This window comes from Sorangium sp. So ce204 (assembly GCF_051526795.1).
Lineage (GTDB): Bacteria > Myxococcota_A > Polyangia > Polyangiales > Polyangiaceae > Sorangium > Sorangium cellulosum_B.
Genome location: NZ_CP150317.1, coordinates 11540591 through 11556932 on the forward strand (window position 1 = coordinate 11540591; position 16342 = coordinate 11556932).

Below are 16342 nucleotides of genomic sequence, written 5' to 3' on the forward strand. Positions count from 1 at the left end.
GAGGATGAATTGCGCTGGGAAGCCTCCTCCCGGCCTCTTCCCTGCAAGCAACTGACGGCTCTCTGCCGCGCGTGACGCGCGCGGCGGGCGAAGAAGCGCGTCACTTCTTCTCGCCCTTCTCGAGCTCCGGCTTCCTGTCCTGCATGGCCGGCTCGATGCAGTACTGAACGAACTCGCCGACGGTCTTCACGTCCCTGAGCTCGCGCTCGGTCGACCCCTCTTTCTGCACCTCGCACGCCCACTTGCAGTCCGGGTCGGCCTCGCAGACCGGCACGCGCGTGGTGTCGCCCTCGAGCGGCTTGACCGCCGGGAGATCGGCCGCCGTGCCGAACGTGAAGTAGTAGGCGATCGCGCTCGTCCGCACCGCCGCCGGACCCGCGGCGAAGTGCTTCTTCAGCGCCTCGACGGGCGAGCCCTCCTTCAGGTCGCCGAGCGCGGCGCCGTACGTGAGCGCCTCCGGCATGGCGAACCCCTTGCTGTCCTTGCCGTCGGGGAGCCTGCCCATGAACTCGTCGATGTGCTTCGCCGTCGACATCTTCAGGATGGTCGCGGCGGCGGCGCGGCGGATCTTCCACTTGTCGGTCTTGAAGAGGCCGTAGAGCTTCTCGACGACGAGCTCGCGCGGCATCTCGCCGACGCGGCGGAAGGCCTGGTCGAGCACCGCGTCGGGCGCGTCCGCGGTCGCGATCTCGAGGATGCGCTGGATGTCGCTCGGGTTGTTGCGATCGAGCCGGCCTTCGAGCGCGGCGAGGGCGGCCTGGCGGCGCTTCTCCGGCTGCTCCTTGTTCGCCGCGAAGCCGAGGAGGAAGTCCACCGACGGCCGGCCGCCGAGCTTCTTCATCGACCCGAAGACCCGGAACAGCTCCTCCTCCTGGTACTGCGCGAGCTGCGCCTCGAACTGCTTCTCGGTCGGCGAGAGCTTCGACGCGGCGTTCGCCGCCTGGAGCTCGGGCTTCTTGACCGCGGTCCACTCGCTGGAGGTGACGAACCTGGCGATGGCGACCAGGTTCGCCGAGGCGGCCTCCTTCGTCGGCGGGTCGCCGTACTCGGCCACGAGCGACGCCAGCTGGTCGAGCCGCTTCGCCTCGCGGGTCATCAGCTTCGGCAGGCCGGCCACCGCGGCGGGGCCGATGAAGCGCAGGAGCTGCTCCATCCCGTAGGCCTGCGAGCGGTCCTCGAGCCGGTGCTCGAAGTCCGCCATCGCCCAGTCGATGAGGGCGGCCTTGAGCCCCTCCTTCAGCCCCTCGTCCGCGATGATCACGGTCCGATCCGACGTGAGCATGGCGTACGCCGCGTCCTTGTAAGGGAACGACGTGTCCTGCGGGAGCGGCTGCCCTGGCTGCGCGACGGGCGGCGGCTTCCTCAGCTCGGCGATGATCGACGGCACGAGCGCGGCCACGATGGATTGCCGGGCCTCCGGCGCCATGGTCGCGAGGGTCTCGACCATGATGCCGATGCCCACGCGCCGGCCCTGCCGCGGCTTCATGCGGATGAGGGAGGTGGCCGCCTCGACGCGGAGCGAGCCGTCGTACTTATCGTGAAACAGCACCGCCCTGAGCTTGTCCGGGCCGTGCGCCGTGGTCTCCCACCGGTGGATGTCGTTCTCGTTGACGCGGCACCCGCTCGTCGCGAGCCCTGCGCCCGCGGTCGCGAGGCACAGCAAAAGAAGGCCCGCAGCGCCGGCGCGCCGCCCTGCTCGTTCGACAGTTTCCATGCACGTCCCAGGAGGGTCGGGATGGTACCGCCCGCAGCGCTCTGTTTGAAAGAATTTCAAGGCCGGAATAGAGAGGAGCCTTTCCAAAGTCTGCGCGAAATCTGGCCAGAACTCCAGCGCGCTGGCGGCCGGCGCTCCCCGCCCTGCCGGCTCCCTCCCCCCTCGCCTGCGCTGCCCGGCAGCGGCTGCGTTTCGCCGTCCCCGGCGAGCTCGGGCGCGCACGCATGGCGGCGCTCGCGCCGCCTCGCCCCTTCCTTGACTGTCCCGCCTCTTCCGGTGTCTTCCACTTCTTGCAGCCCTCCCATACTTCTTGCCCCCGGAGCGAAGTGCGCATATGTGAGCAAAGTAGGTACAGGTAGGTATGCACGTCCCCTTGTTCGCTCCTCGCCGTGCCCAGCCCGCCGCCGGCCTTGGCGAGCCCTTGCGGTCCGGGGCGCGCGGCGCCGCGCGGACCAGCCCAGCAGGGATCGCGGGTCCTGCTGCGCCGCCGGGCCATGGCTACACCCGGGATGCGGCGGCGCTGGTTCTGCTGGTCTCCGCCCTGTACAGCGCGCTGGCGCTCGCGTCCTATCGCGGGGATCCGCTGCGGCCGGAGGTCTCCGGCGACGACTGGGTGGGCCCCGTGGGGGCTGCGCTCGCGGGGACGTCGATCGAGGCGATCGGCGTCATCGCGTGGTTCGTCCCGCTCGAGCTTGCGCTGCTCGCGATGCCGCTCCTGGGGGCGAAGCGCTCGATCGCCAGCCTGTTCCGGCTGAGCGGCGACATCGTGGTGGTCGTCGTGCTCGCGGCGCTCGCGCACGTCGCGTTCCCGAGCGCGGTCGCGTTCGGCGCGATGCCGCTCGGCGGTGCCGTGGGCGAGCTGTTCGGGGAGGTGCTGCGCGCGCTCTTCTCGAACATCGGGTCCTACATCATCGGGCTCACCATCGTCGCGCTCATCCTGATGGGCCGCGCGACGTTCTCGTTCATCGAGCTCGCGCACCGGGCCGAGCAGCTCGCGATCGCCATCGCCGTGCGCGTCGCCGGCTGGGCGCGCGCGCTCTTCGGGGCGTGGGCCGCGGCGCGCGACCTGGAGCGGCAGACCGAGGCCAGGACGCAGAACGCGCCGCCGATCATCGCGCGCAACTCGAGTCCGGACGCGATCATCGCCGCGCTGGCCGACGACACCGACGAGCGGCCCTCCGATCCCGCCGCCAGGGCGACGCCCGTCGAGCCGGCCTCCGTCGAGGCGCCGGCGCTCGATCTCTGGAAGAGCGCGCCGTTCGACGCGTCCCCCGAGGAGCCGGCCGCCCCGGCGAAGCCGCGGCGCGGGCGGAAGGCGCAGGCCAAGGAGCCGCGCGAAGCGGCGCAGCAGGGCGCGGAGCCGCGCGGGGCAGAGCCGCGCGACGCCGAGCCTCGCGAGGTGGAGATCCACGGCGGTGAGGCGCACGAGGTGGTGACCCACGGCGCCGAGCCGCACGAGCTGGTGATCCACGGCGGTGAGACGCACGAGGTGGTGACCCGCGGCGCCGAGCCCAGCGAGGCAGCGCAGCGGGACGACGAGCCGCGCGAGGCGGTGTCGCACGGCGCCGAGCCGCGCGAGGCGGTGTCGCACGGCGCCGAGCCGCGCGGCCGGGCGCAGCGCGCTGCCGAGCCGCGCGAGGGAACGCAGCGCCGAGCAGCGCGGCGTCGCGCCGCGCCTCCCGCGGCGCCGAGCGGCGCCGCCGCCCAGGAGGACAGCGAAGAGCCGCCGCTCGGAGGCGAGGCGTACATCGACGAGGAGCAGGGCGACCTCGACGAGGAGCGGGGCGACCTTGACGAGGAGCGGGGCGACCTCGACGAGGACGAGCCGGTGGCGCTCGCGGCGCCCGACCCGGGCGACGATGAGATGGTGACCGCACTCGGGGAACCGGACGAGGTCGACGTGCCGACACCGTCGCCCATCCTGCCCGTGCGCCAGCGGCGCGAGCTGCCTGCACGCGAGCTGCCCGCGCGCGCGCCAGACGCCGCGGTGGCTCATCGCGAGCTGCCGGTGCGCGAGCCGCATGCCGCGGTGGCTCATCGCGAGCTACCGCTGCGCGAGCCGCACGCCGCGACGGCTCATCACGAGCTGCCGGTGCGCGAGCCGCACGCCGCGGCGGCTCATCGCGAGCTGCCCGCGCGCACGCCGGACGCCGCGGCGGCCCACCGCGAGCCCTCGCCCGCCATCGGCCCGGAGCGGGCTCGCGGGGTCGCGCCACGCGACCCGACCATCGTCGATACGAGCCGCGAGCTCGTCAGCGAGAAGCCGGCCGTGGTGAAGGTCGTCCCGGCGGCCGGAGCGGGCTTCCGCCTGCCGCTGACGGACATGCTCGAGGCGCCCGCGGGCGGGCGCCTGCAGCTCGACGCCGATCAGCTGAAGGCGACCGCGCAGCTCCTCGAGAAGACGCTCGCCGACTACGGCGTCAGCGGGAAGGTCGAGGAGATCCACCCGGGGCCGACCGTCACGACGTTCGAGGTCTCCCCCGCCGCCGGCACCAAGGTGTCGAAGGTCGCAGGCCTCGCGGACGACCTCGCGCTCGGCCTCTCGCGCAAGGTCCGCATCGTCGCCCCCATCCCCGGCAAGAACCGGATCGGCTTCGAGATCCCGAACGAGCACCGCCTGCCCGTCAACCTGCGCGAGCTCGTCGAGGATCGCCGCTTCGTCGAGATGAAGGCGCCGCTGCCGTGCGTGCTCGGCCGCGACATCATCGGGACGCCGTACTTCGCCGACCTCGCGTCGATGCCGCACGTCATCGTCGCGGGCGCGACCGGCGCGGGCAAGAGCGTGGGCCTCAACGTGATGCTGGTGAGCCTGCTCTTCCGCAAGACGCCGGAGGAGCTCAGGCTGCTGATGATCGATCCCAAGGTCGTCGAGCTCGCGCCCTTCGACCGCATCCCGCACCTGCTCCTGCCGGTCGTGACGGACATGAAGCAGGCGGCGAACGCGCTCAAGTGGGCCGTCGACGAGATGGAGCGCCGGTACCAGCTCTTCGCGAACGCGGGGACGAAGAACATCACGACCTACAACGCCTGGGTCGAGCGCGTGCAGCGCGGCGAGGCGCGCCCGCCGAAGCCCCCGGCCAAGGTGAGCGCCGTCGGCGCCGACGGGCTCGAGGTGGAGATCGACGCGGCGAAGGACGGATCGGACGCGGCGCTGCCGGAGAAGATCCCGTTCATCGTGATCGTGGTCGACGAGTTCGCCGACCTCATGATGCAGCAGGGCAAGGACGTGGAGGCGAGCGTGGCCCGCCTCGCGCAGAAGGCGCGCGCCGCCGGCATGCACGTGATCCTCGCGACGCAGCGGCCGAGCGTCGACGTGATCACCGGCATGATCAAGGCGAACTTCCCGACGCGCATCGCCTTCCGTGTCGCGCAGAAGGTGGACAGCCGGACGATCCTCGACGAGCAGGGCGCCGAGCACCTGCTCGGCCGCGGCGACATGCTGATCAAGATGAACGGCTCGAACGATACGCGCCGCGTCCAGTGCCCGTTCTGCTCGGAGGAGGAGGTCCAGAAGATCACCGACTTCCTCCGGCTCCAGGGCGAGCCCGTCTACGACGAGGCGATCCTCCGGCCCCGAGACGAGGACGGCGAGGAGCCCGACACGTCGGACGCGGAGGCCGATCCGATGTACGACGCCGCGGTTCGCATCGTGGCCGACACCCGGCGCTGCTCGACCTCGTGGCTGCAGCGCAAGCTCGGCGTCGGCTACAACCGCGCGGCCAAGCTGGTCGAGGCGATGGAGAAGCGCGGGCTCGTCGGGCCCGCGAACGGCGCCAAGGATCGCGAGGTGCTGATCGCGCCGATTTGACCCTATGTGATTTATCTTGACGCCACTGCACAGAGGGTGTTGGCACGCCGCCGACCCAGGCAAGCAGGACAGACGGGATGTCGAGGAGCACACAGCATCGAGGTGCCCGCCGACGGGGCTGCGCGCCGGCATGGCGGTTCTTTTGACTTTCCCGTTCGAATGCTTCATGGAGCACCCAGGATGGCGCCCGAGGAAACGCGCACGCGTCTGATCGCCCAGATCGCGAGCCTCCTGAACGACGGGACGATGCCCGCAGACGCCCGCGCAGCGGGGCTGACGCTCATCGGCTGGCTCGCGAGACGCATGCCCGGAGAGGCCGCATCGCGGGATGGTGTCGAGGAGATGTGCCGCCGCGCGGCGGTCCTGGGCTGCCGGCCGCGGCGCATCGGTGGACGGCGCTCCACCTGACCCGGCGTCATTGCGCAGGCCGCGGACGCGCCCGCATGTGTGCCAGCACTGGGTTCTGACGGGCACCTGATGGGCGCCTGATGGGTACCTGATGGGTAACGACGGCGAGGCGAGCTCTAAAAGCGACATCCATACCGTAATTTGTACGTGCCGTAGCGAGCGCGGCTAAGCTCCTGGGTGGCGCGGCTTTCCGCGCCGCGGGGCTCGCGACGCCCGATCCGGGACGTCGGCTCGCTCGGTACCATGGGGTAAACGGCCGCAGTGGGGCCTGTGATAGGTGGTGTTGCTCATGGCGAACCGCGTGGTCGCCCTCCCCGAACCTCACCCGAATGACGATGAAGATGTCGTGTGGGGGATCTCCACGGCAAGCGCGCTGTGGGCGCGCGGCGAGCGGCGCGACGCTATCGTGTGGCTGCGACGCGCGGCCGACGCCGCCGGGGCGGCCGGGCAGCCGTTCCGCGCCTCGGAGCTCGGGCTGTGCGTGACGGCGCTCGAGGAGGTCATGGCCTCGGAGGTCGGGCAGCCGAGTGATCCCGATCTCCTGGAGACCATCGACAGCGAAGGCGACGCGCCGCCCCCGTCCTCCGACGAGGCGCCGCCGTCGGACGAGCAGACCTGGCGCCGCCGCATGTCGCTCACCCAGGAGCTGCGCGCCTCGATGCCCTCGATCGAGATCGACATGTTCGAACCGCTCTCGCAGCCGGAGCTGGCGGCCGAAGCAGAGCGACTGACGGGATCGTCCCGGCCATCGCCGCCGCTCAGCCCGGGCGCAGAGGGCGGGCAGGGCGCCGGTGCGCGACCGATCGCGCCGTTCTCCCCCGCGCCGCCCGGCCATGCGCAAGGCAACATGTCGCCCCCCACGCCGCCGATGGCGCAGCGGCCGACGCAGCAGCCTCCCGGCGGTGCCTCCCCGCAGGCTGCGCCGCCCGTTCAGCCGCCGCCGCCCTTCGCGCCGGCGGCCCCGCCCGGCGTGTCGCGCTCGCAGCCGCCGCCCTTCGCGCCGGCGGCCCCGCCCGGCGTGTCGCGCTCGCAGCCGCCGCCCTTCGCGCCGGCGGCCCCGCCCGGCGTGTCGCGCTCGCAGCCACCGCCCGTGTCGCGCTCGCAGCCGCCGCCCTTCGCGCCGGCGGCCCCGCCTGGCGTGTCGCGCTCGCAGCCGCCGCCCTTCGCGCCGGCGGCTCCGCCCGGCGTGTCGCGCTCGCAGCCGCCGCCCGCCGCGTACCCGCAGCGGCTCGACCCACCGCACGCGCAACCGCTGGCGCCGTCGGCCGCGCCCTCCGCACCGCCGACGGCTGGGCCCAACGTCCAGGCCGGCGCGATGTACCGGAGTCAGCCACCGCCGGCGGCTCCGCTGCCCGCCCCCATGGCGAACGCCATTCCGCCGCTACCTCCCGCGCCGGGGGTTCCGTCGTTCCGGCAGCAGCTCACCACGGACCCGCTTCTGGTGACAGCGCAGGCGAATACACCGAGCGCGCGGCCGCCCGCCCCGATACCGCCGCCGGCCGTACCGCGGGGAGCATCGCGGCGGCCGTCATCGATCCCCCCTCGCCCTGCCTCCGTGCCCACGCCGCAGGAGCTGCAGTCTGCCCTACCGCCATCGCCGGAGCGCGGCCGGTCCGACCCCGCGATGAGCCCCCTGCAGCCCCCGCGCCCCGCCGGGACACGCTCCACGAGCGAGCCGCCGCCCGCAGCACCGCGACCTCCTTCGGCGCTTCCGGCGGTACCTGTACCCGCTCCACCGCTGCCGAGCCTCATCGCGGAGCCGCAGCCGCCGGCGACAGGAGGCGCCGCGCCCGCGTCGCGCCCGCCGTCGTTCAGACCTCCGCCAGCGCCGCATCCGGCGTCCCTCGGACTTCCGCCAGCGCCGCTCCCGCCGTCGTTCGGGCCTCCACCCGCGTCGCACCCGCCGTCATTCGGACCTCCGCCAGCGCCGCCTCCGCCCACGCTCGGGTCTCCATCTGCGTCGCACCCGCCGTCGTTCGGACCTCCGCCAGCGCCGCCTCCGCCCACGCTCGGGCCTCCATCCGCGTCGCACCCGCCGCCTTTTGCGCCCCCGCGCCCGCAGCCTGCGCCAGTACCGCATCCGCCGTCCTTTCAACCTCCGCGCCCGCAACCTCCGCCTCCGCCCGCCGTGCCGACGCCCGCTGCGCCGCCAGCTGGCGTGCTTGCGCCCCCGCAGGTGCTCCCGCCGCCGGTGGCGCCGCCGTCTTTCGCGCCGCCGCAGCCGCCGATCAGCACGCCGCCACACCCGCAGCCTCTGCCTGCCCCGACGTCGCCGCCGCCCACGCTGACCTCCGCGACACCGCCGCCCGGCGCGCTTCCGCCGCCCGCGACACCGCCGCTGGCCTCGTCGATGCCGGTCGCGCCGCCTGCTGCGCCTCCCGATGCGCCCTCGGCGGCCGCCGCGCCACTGCCGTCACCTGCCGCGCCGCCGCTCGCCGCGCCATCGCTGGCGTCCGTGCCGCCGCCTGCGCAGCCCGCGCAGCCCGCCGCGCCATCGTTGCCGGTATCCGCCGCACCTCTGGCCGCAGCGGCTTCGCTCCAGACATCGGCGTCGCACCAGGCCCCGAGCCCTCCAGCCCCCGCCGACGAGCACACGCCCGGCGACGACATCGGCGAGATCGTCGTCGAGGCCGAGGCCCCGACGCCCACCCCGGCCCGCACAGGCACGGCCGCGCCCGCACAGGGAGCGATCAGCTCCAAACGCAGGCCGCGCGAGCCGATCCTCGATCCCTGGTCCGAGGACGCGGAGCCAGCCGCGCCGCCGCGACCTCCCCAGGAGATCATCACGTCGAACGGCGACACGTACCTCGTCGCCCGCAGGCATCCCTCGACGCCGCAGCCGGGCGACGAAGAGGAAGACGAGGTCGTCACCTCGGCAGCGCCGCTCGATCTGACGCTCAAGCGGAAGCCGATCTCCGCGCGACCTCCCGCGCCCCCGGCGCCTGCGGCGGCGCGCACCCGCCCGGCGACGCCCACCGGAAACGAACCCCCAGGACACCTCGGGGCCTCGGCCGACAGCGTTCCCGCGAAGGGCACCGCGAATTCCGCGAGCGACAGCGCAAAGATCGACCCCCCTGCGAGCGCAGACGCGTCGCCCGCGGAGTCGACGATCGAGGGGACGATCGTCATCGAGCTCTCCGACAGCGACCTCGAAGCGCCGATGTCAAGCCGGCTCGCCACCCCTCCGCCTTCGCCGCAGGCAGCGGAGCAGGACGACGACCTGCAGACGAAGGCCACCCCGTCCCGCGGCGAGCCCGCGCCCGACGGCGCCGAGGTCCAGGCGCCGCGCCCGCGCGCGCTCGACGAAGCCTCCGGCGAGCCCGCGCCGGAACCCGTGGAAGAGGTGCTCGACGACGCGGACCTCGCGCTCGTCGAGGAGCCCCCGGCCCAGGCGCCCGCCGCCGCGCAGCGGCCCGCGTCCGCCACCGACGCCCGCGCGCCGGCCTCGGTCGAGGCCCTCCCCGATCTCGCCGCGGCGCCGCGCGTGGAGGTGCCCGCGGTCGAGGGGCGGCGGTCGGCCGCAGGCGAGAGCGCCGACCTCGCCGCGATGGCGCTCGACGCGCCGCCCAACGCGCCGCCGGAGACCGAGGCGCTCGCGGCCGTCGACCTCGCACGGGAAATCGCGCCGGATCTGCCGCGGCCCGGCGCGGCCAGCGCCGCGCCAGCCGCCGACGCCGCGGCCCTCACCGGCCGCGACCTGGAGCAGATCGAGGCGTTCGCGGACCTGCCCGAGGAGATGCACGACGAGCTCGCGCTCGCAGCGCGCGTGGAAGACCTCTCGTCCGACGAGGAGCTCGCCGTCGACGGGGCGGCGCTGGTCCTGCGCGGGGACGCCGCCGTGTGCGCGAACATCGTCGATATCCCCGCCGAGCGCGCCGCGACGCGGACGCTCGTGCCGTCCCGAGGGACGCTCGAGGAAGGCATCCCCCTGCGCGTCGTCGCCGGCGCGGACGGCGCGCGGGTGGCGATCTGGGGCCAGGCGACCATCGACCACGCGCTCCGCAGCTGCCCCTGGGTGCTCGACGAGCTGCGCACGGTCGCGGACCGGATCCAGTCGCTCGCAGGCGCCACGATGGGGCCGCTGGGCGAGCTCGAAGATCCGCTGCTGCGCCGCGTCCTCGGCCGGCTCCGGCTGCGCGGCCTGGCGCCCGGCGAGCACTTCATCCACGCCGGCAACCCCATCCCCGGGCTCGTGATCATCGGCGCCGGCGCGCTGGAGCTGATCGCGGAGCGATCGCAGGCGCTCACAGGCACAGCGAGGCCCGGCGAGCTCCTGTTCGCCTCGGAGCTGCTCGGAGGCCAGCCGGCGCCGTCGATCGCCCGCGCCGCCGGGGGCGGCGCGCTCGTGCTCCTCGCCGACCACCCCACGCTGCGCGAGCTGTTCGAGAGCACGCCCGAGCTGCTCTCCATCCTGGCGCAGTCGGTCTCGATGGACGCTCAGCGCGGCTGAGGCGGCGCGCGGAGCCAAAGCCGCGCGGGGCTCGGCTGACTCCGCGCGTCAGCGAGCCCTGGCGGGATGCCCGGCGGGCGGAGCTAGAGCTGGCCGCTGTTCGGCCGCAGCGGCCGCAGCGGCCGCGCGGCCCCCTGCTCCAGCTCGGCGGGATCGACGGGCTCCGCTTCCTCGTTGACCTGCCAGACGAGCTCGCTGTTGCCCTGCGCCCCGGCGAAGCGGAGCCCGAACCACCTCGCGCTCGGCGAGATCGTCGGCTTCCCGTCCGCGGTCGCGCGCGGGAAGCGGATGCGGAACGCCTGGCGCCACACCGTGTTGTACGGAAAGTACGTCCGCTCGAGCGCGTTCGGCTTGGCGATCGCGACGATCTCCTCGGGCGCCGTCTCGTTCCCTGTGTCGTCGATCAGCCGCACGATCCACGCGCTGTTCGGCGTCGAGAGGTCGTTGTACTTGCGCTCGCCCCCGAAGATCGCGACGAAGAACTGGTGGCGCTGGCGCGTCTCCTCGAGCGTCTTCTCGAGCAGCTTCTGCCGCTGCTCGATCGTGAGCCGGTAGTCCTGCGCGTAGCGGACCACGTAGGCCCAGCGGAAGTCCCACGACTCGAAGGTCGCGGTGGCGGTGAGGAAGTTGTCGAGCTCGGAGAGCGCGAACAGGTGCTCCGTGCGCGTCCAGTTGCGCAGCACGTTCTCGTAGTCCGTCGCGACGTACTCGCGGGGGCCCTCGTTCAGGCTCACGAGCTGGGTCGAGCAGCCGGCCGGGCCGAGTAGCGCCGCGAGAACCAGACCGCGCCGGAGCCATCCTGCGTTGACCACGCGGCCAGGGTACCGAGCGCCCGCGCTGGATGCACGCACACTCGAAGCCGATCCCGCGCCTTCGGCGCCTTCGGCGCGCCTTCAGCCAGGAGCGCGCCCGGCGAGCGCGCCCGCCGCGCTCACGGGGGAGCCCGTCGAGCGCCTGTCGGGAAGGTGAACCCGACGCTGAACCGCGCGGCGTAATACGAGGCGACGTCGCCGCGCAGCGGGGTCGTGACCGGCAAGAGCACGCTCAGCGCCGGCTGCACGTTCCACAGGATGAACCGGACGCTCGGCGAGATTGCGAACGTCGCGCGCCGGTCGTCCGGCAGGTCCTGGGTCAGCTGGTAGACCTCCCACAGCTCCAGGCCCACCCCGACCGGCCTCGCGAGCCGGTAGCCGAAGTAGAACGCCGTGTGCGCCGTGATGTCGGTGCGGCGCTCCCCGGACCGCGCGCGGCGCACGACCAGCGACCAGTCGAGGCCCTGCCTGAGCTGGAAGATGAACGGCCCGGTGATGTGCCGCATGTCGAACCAGGGGCGGAACGTGAGCGTGAGCTCCCGGAAGCGCGTCTCGTCCCACGGCCGCACAACGCGCGCCGTCCGGAGCACCTCGGCCTGGTCGCGCGAGACGTCACGCGGGACGGGGAGCACGAGGCCGAAGCCTCCGCCGGAGGCGAGCCCGCGCACGCTCGACCAGACGCCGCGCCCGTACAGCTCGGGGCTCCCGAGCAGGATCGACCGCTCGACCCCCGGGACGCTCGCCGCGGCGCTGTCATGCACCGCGCCGACGAACCACTTGCGCGGGACGAGCGGCACCTCCATCTCGCCGTGCGAGTACCAGGCGAAGGCGAGCTTGCCGCCCGCCCGGCTCGCCGCGTCGGGCTCGATCACGGCGGCCGTGTACTCGAAGGTGAAGGTCGGATCGCGCAGCGTGAGCCCGGGGAGCGTCGGGGGCGCGGGGACGTCGAAGACGGCCTCGTCTTCCTCGTCGGACCACGCGCCCGGCGCCGCGGCCAGCGCGGACGCCGGCCGCGCGCACGGCCAGAGCGAGAGCAGCGGCAGGCAGCGCAGCAGGAGCCGCATCGCCGCGCGGGCGAGGCGCCCGTCGGGCGCTGGAACCCGCGCGGGCGGCCTCGTCGCCACGCAGCAAGGGCTACTTCGACCCGAGGCCGAAGTCGTTCGCGGTGACGTAGAGCATCAGCCCGAGCAGCATGAACACGCCGACCAGGTGGATGTGCGCCTCGACGCGCGCGTTCGGCCGGCGCCGCGTGGCGGCCTCGTAGAACAGGAACATCAGGCGGCCGCCGTCGAGGGCGGGGAACGGGATCAGGTTGAACGCGCCGAGGTAGGCCGAGAGCACCCCGAGGAACTCGAGCCCGTGCGGCAAGCCGCGCTTGGCCGCGTGCGCGGTCTCCCCGATCATCCGCGCCGGGCCCCCGAGCTCGCCCTCGATCTTGCCCGTGAGGACCTGGCCGAGCCCGACGACAAGGTCCTGCACGACCTTCGGCGGCATCTTCAGCGCGAGCAGCGCGGCCTCACCCGCGGTCACCGGCACCCGCTGGACCGGCCCGACGGGGATCACGCCGATCTTGCCCGAGCCGCCCTCGTTCGCAGGCGTGACCTTGGCCTCGACGCGCTCGCCCGCGCGCTCCACCACGATGTCGAGCGGGCGGCCGGGGCTCTTGGAGATGATCTCCGCCATCTTCTCCCAGTCCTGGACCGGGGTCCCGTCGATCTCGACGATGCGGTCGCCGTCCTTCAGGCTGGCCGCCGCCGGCATCCCGGCGACCACGCCGATGTCGGTCAGGCGGTGGGGCTTGCCGCCCACCATCAGGCTCGCGAAGAAGAGGACCGAGGCGAACAGGTAATTGGCGAGCGGACCGGCGAAGATCGCGGCGATCCGGCCCATCAGGCTCGCGTTCGCGTAGCTGCCCTTGTCCTCGGGATCGACCTCCTCGAGGGGGTTCATCCCCGCGATCTGCACGTACGCCAGGAAGGGGATCATGGCGACCTGGAACACGGTGGGGCCGTGCTTCACCGGGTCGTGGCGAAAGAGCCGCACGCGGACCTTGTCCGCGGCGGTCGTGAACCAGTAGTACCCGTCCTTCGGGACAACCTTGAAGAAGGTGGGGCCGAAGCCGATCGAGAACTTCAAGACGCGCATGCCGTAAGCGCGCGCGGCGAGGAAGTGCCCCCCCTCGTGGACCACCATCAGCAGGGCGAGACCGAGGATGCCTACGAAATACCAGCCGACCATCTCCGGCTAGTCTAACCAGGGCGGGCCCTGTCCGCACGCGCCCGATGTCCGCGCCGTACGCCCGCCCCGGCGAGATGCCGCCCGCGGCGGAGGCCGTGCGCTCCCGCCGGCCCCGGATGCGCCAGGAGAGCGCGACAGCAGGGCGGCGCCCGGGGCGGCTCAGCCCGCCAGAGGGCCAGAGCCGGCGGGGAGCGGCTCAGCCGACGAAGAACGAGACGCCGACGCTGAAGAAGGGATACCCGATCCGCATCGTGAGCGACATGTTGTCGTTGAAGTGGTAGCGGCCGCCGACCATGGTGACGAAGTCGAGCCACACGTCGTTGTAGAACCCGTCGGTGCGGACGACGGCGCCGAGATCCGCGAACGCGCTCCACTGATCGGTGAAGAAGAAGTTCCACTGCATGGTGACCGGACTCCAGATGGTGAAGTCGCGGCGGCAGTACCTGCAGTTGGTGAGATCCAGCCCGAACGAGATGGCGACAGTGTTGTTGAGCTTCGGGATGAACGCCGGGTCAGCGAGCTCGATGCTCGCCCTGAAGCCGACGCCGAACTCCGGGTCGCCGAAGTCGTTGTAGCGCCTGGGCCCGTACCGCCCCAGGCCGTAGTCGCGGTGCAGGAAGACGAAATTTCCGTGCGGCTCGAGCTCGGCGAAGTAGCGGGGGTGATCGTTCGGATTCTTGATGTTCGCCTGCGCTTCGGGCGCGAGCGTGAGGAGGGTGGCGCCGGCTAGAGCGACGCTCACGAGCGAGGGCAGCGCTTTCATCAGCTCTTCGTACCAAAGGAAGGGCAGCGACGGAAGCAAACGGGCACGTGTCGGCTGCATGACGGCCGCCGCTGGAAGGTGATGTCGCACATCGCCCGGCGCGAGCCGAGCGCGCGCGGGCCCTGGCCGAGGCGCGCGCTCGTCTGGCTGAAGCGCGCGCTTTGGGGTAAGCCGGGGTAGCCAGAGCCGAGCGCCGCACGCGCGGCGCACCTCGGAGGGGCGGCCTTCCCCGGAGCGTCGAGATGAGAGGATCGACAAGCGTCATCCAGCTGGCCCGTGGCTGCGCGCGCATCGGCGGCGCGCTCGTCGCGGTCGCCGCGATCGCGTGCAGCGGCACGATCCAGGTCGCGGGGCCGCCGCCCGAGGAAACGGCGCCCCCGCCGGCGCAGGCGCAGAAGCGGCCCCCGCCGGCGAAGGCCCCCGAGGCGCCGGCGCCGCAAGCGCCCGCCGCCGTCGAGCCTTTCGTGACCACGCGGGACTCCGACGAGTGGGTGCGCCAGACGCTGAAGCTGCAGGCGCGCTACGAGCGCGTCCTCGTCGTCGGCGCGCCGGCCCCCGCCGCGATCCGCGTGGCCGCGCTCGATCTGAGCGCGCGCGGCGCCGCGGCCGAGCCGCGGGACCTCCCTGTCACACGCGCGTTCGCCACGCTCCAGGAGGCGGCGGACGCGGCGCGCGGCGGCGATCTCATCGCCGTGTTGCCCGGGACGTACGCGGGGTTCTCGGTGGGTGACAAGCCGAGCGCCGGCCAGGAGCGGTACATCCATTTCAAGGCGATGGGGAGCCCGGGCGAGGTCGTGATCAACCGGGCGTGCGCCGCCGATCCGAACTGGATGATTTACCTGAAGGCAGCGCACCACGTCGTGATCGAGGGCTTCCGTCTCGCTGGCAGCAGCGCGCCTGGCAGGCAGAGCGCGGCTGAGCCGAAGGCGGGGATCATGATCGACGGCGCCTTCGGCGAGACCAGCAGGCTCGCGCACCACATCGCCATCGTCGGCAACTTCGCTCATCACCATCGGACGTGGGGGGTTCACTCCACCGACAGCCACACGGTCCTCCTGCAGGACAACCTGTTCGCCTTCTCGGCGGGCGAGCACGGCGCCTACATATCCGACGGATCGGACAACTACGTGGTCCGTCGCAACGTGTTCTTCGGCAACAACGCGAGCGGGTTCCAGGCGAACCTCGATCCGGAGGCCTCGCTCGACGCGGTGCTGGAGCACCCGTCGTTCCGGGATCATCCGCGGAGGGAGCCGACCCGCGCCTGGGCCGCGGAGCTGATGAAGCGCGCGACGGAGCGGTTCGGCGAGCACGGGTTCCCGGACGGCCGCGGCGTGAACTTCATCATCGAGCAGAACGTCATCAACGGCAACGGGCGCAGCGGCGGGGGGGCGATCAACCTCGCAGGCGTGTCGGACTCGGTCGTCCAGAACAACCTCATCTATGGCAACCTCGCCAGCGGGATCGCGCAATGGGACAACGCGAACCCGTTCGACCGGGCCTATGTGGAGCCCGGCCCGCGCGCTCCGGAGCAGGTGACAGGACCTGACGCGCTGCCGCTCTGGGGCTGCCGCAACAACCTGATCCGCAACAACACCGTCGTGCTGAGCGCGAGGGGCCGGCCCGCGCTCCAGTGCGGCAATGGGAGCTGGGGTTGCCGCCTGCGGAACAACGTCCTCGTGAGCGACGCCTCGCCGTCGATCGAGGTGCTGAGCACGAGCATCTACCGGTTCGACGCCGGCCACAACGTGGTGACCCAGGTGAGCTACGGCGGCATGCCGGAGGGGCTGAAACGCCTGGCGGCGGCGCTTCCGGAGACGAGGGCGATCACGGGCATCACGCGCGCGCGGTTCGCGACGGAGGTGGTGCGCGCGAGCGAGGAGCCGTGGGTGATCCTCGAGGGGGGCTGGTGGAAGCTGAACCCGAGCCGGCCGGATTTCCGGCCGAAGCGATCGTCGAAGATGCTGATCGGGCAGGGCGACCCGCGCGAGGTGCCCGCGCGGGATCTGCTGGGCGTGGAGCGCAGCGGCGCGGAGCTCGGGGCCCTGTCGCCGGGGCCGTGAGGGAAGGCGGCGACGCAGGGGTCAGCGCCGCCGGCCGCGGCGGCCGGGCGATGGCGAGCTGGCGAGGCGCATCGGCGAGGCAGGGAAGG

General features: G+C 72.9%; 11 protein-coding genes. 4 read left to right on the top strand and 7 right to left on the bottom strand.

Annotation, left to right across the window (positions count from 1 at the left end):
• Window positions 1–100 precede the first annotated feature (100 nt).
• The gene (locus WMF22_RS43555; RefSeq protein WP_437295798.1) at window positions 101–1714 is read right to left on the bottom strand and encodes a hypothetical protein; all 1614 of its coding nucleotides are present in this window, start codon (window positions 1712–1714) and stop codon (window positions 101–103) included.
• A gap of 361 nt (window positions 1715–2075) precedes the next feature.
• On the opposite strand from WMF22_RS43555, the gene WMF22_RS43560 reads away from it, so the two are divergent.
• Together WMF22_RS43560 and WMF22_RS43565 are read left to right on the top strand one after the other, a co-directional pair.
• Window positions 2076–5522: a DNA translocase FtsK 4TM domain-containing protein gene (locus WMF22_RS43560; protein ID WP_438033544.1), complete on the top strand. Its 3447-nt coding sequence runs from the start codon at window positions 2076–2078 to the stop codon at window positions 5520–5522.
• A gap of 180 nt (window positions 5523–5702) precedes the next feature.
• Window positions 5703–5930: a hypothetical protein gene (locus WMF22_RS43565; protein WP_162144043.1), complete on the top strand. Its 228-nt coding sequence runs from the start codon at window positions 5703–5705 to the stop codon at window positions 5928–5930.
• 321 nt (window positions 5931–6251) lie between these two features.
• Here WMF22_RS43565 and WMF22_RS43570 read toward each other — a convergent pair whose 3' ends face one another.
• Complete coding sequence (locus WMF22_RS43570; protein ID WP_437295800.1) at window positions 6252–6611, bottom strand: hypothetical protein; 360 nt, start codon at window positions 6609–6611, stop codon at window positions 6252–6254.
• A 249-nt stretch (window positions 6612–6860) separates the two neighbouring features.
• Window positions 6861–7229 carry a hypothetical protein gene (locus WMF22_RS43575; RefSeq protein WP_438033545.1) on the bottom strand — a complete coding sequence of 123 codons (369 nt, stop codon included), beginning with the start codon at window positions 7227–7229 and terminating at the stop codon, window positions 6861–6863.
• Between the two features lie 892 nt (window positions 7230–8121).
• Here WMF22_RS43575 and WMF22_RS43580 point away from each other — a divergent pair.
• Window positions 8122–10380 carry a hypothetical protein gene (locus WMF22_RS43580; protein ID WP_438033546.1) on the top strand — a complete coding sequence of 753 codons (2259 nt, stop codon included), beginning with the start codon at window positions 8122–8124 and terminating at the stop codon, window positions 10378–10380.
• An 83-nt stretch (window positions 10381–10463) separates the two neighbouring features.
• Here WMF22_RS43580 and WMF22_RS43585 read toward each other — a convergent pair whose 3' ends face one another.
• The 4 genes from WMF22_RS43585 to WMF22_RS43600 all read right to left on the bottom strand — a co-directional run bounded on the left by WMF22_RS43585 (window position 10464) and on the right by WMF22_RS43600 (window position 14193).
• Complete coding sequence (locus WMF22_RS43585; protein WP_437295803.1) at window positions 10464–11192, bottom strand: hypothetical protein; 729 nt, start codon at window positions 11190–11192, stop codon at window positions 10464–10466.
• A gap of 119 nt (window positions 11193–11311) precedes the next feature.
• Complete coding sequence (locus WMF22_RS43590) at window positions 11312–12316, bottom strand: hypothetical protein (protein ID WP_437295804.1); 1005 nt, start codon at window positions 12314–12316, stop codon at window positions 11312–11314.
• Window positions 12317–12326: 10 nt separating this feature from the next.
• Window positions 12327–13430: a M50 family metallopeptidase gene (locus WMF22_RS43595; protein WP_437295805.1), complete on the bottom strand. Its 1104-nt coding sequence runs from the start codon at window positions 13428–13430 to the stop codon at window positions 12327–12329.
• A 196-nt stretch (window positions 13431–13626) separates the two neighbouring features.
• Complete coding sequence (locus WMF22_RS43600) at window positions 13627–14193, bottom strand: hypothetical protein (protein WP_157907259.1); 567 nt, start codon at window positions 14191–14193, stop codon at window positions 13627–13629.
• Window positions 14194–14435: 242 nt separating this feature from the next.
• Between WMF22_RS43600 and WMF22_RS43605 the strand changes: the two genes are divergently transcribed.
• Window positions 14436–16253 carry a right-handed parallel beta-helix repeat-containing protein gene (locus WMF22_RS43605; protein ID WP_438033547.1) on the top strand — a complete coding sequence of 606 codons (1818 nt, stop codon included), beginning with the start codon at window positions 14436–14438 and terminating at the stop codon, window positions 16251–16253.
• The last annotated feature ends 89 nt before the right edge of the window (window positions 16254–16342 follow it).

Excerpts from the sequence above, each read along its gene's own strand:
- WMF22_RS43555 (WP_437295798.1), bottom strand. The coding sequence starts at position 1,714 with ATGGAAACTGTCGAACGAGCAGGGCGGCGCGCCGGCGCTGCGGGCCTT.
- WMF22_RS43560 (WP_438033544.1), top strand. The coding sequence starts at position 2,076 with ATGCACGTCCCCTTGTTCGCTCCTCGCCGTGCCCAGCCCGCCGCCGGC.
- WMF22_RS43565 (WP_162144043.1), top strand. The coding sequence starts at position 5,703 with ATGGCGCCCGAGGAAACGCGCACGCGTCTGATCGCCCAGATCGCGAGC.
- WMF22_RS43570 (WP_437295800.1), bottom strand. The coding sequence starts at position 6,611 with ATGTCGATCTCGATCGAGGGCATCGAGGCGCGCAGCTCCTGGGTGAGC.
- WMF22_RS43595 (WP_437295805.1), bottom strand. The coding sequence starts at position 13,430 with ATGGTCGGCTGGTATTTCGTAGGCATCCTCGGTCTCGCCCTGCTGATG.
- WMF22_RS43600 (WP_157907259.1), bottom strand. The coding sequence starts at position 14,193 with ATGAAAGCGCTGCCCTCGCTCGTGAGCGTCGCTCTAGCCGGCGCCACC.
- WMF22_RS43605 (WP_438033547.1), top strand. The coding sequence starts at position 14,436 with ATGAGAGGATCGACAAGCGTCATCCAGCTGGCCCGTGGCTGCGCGCGC.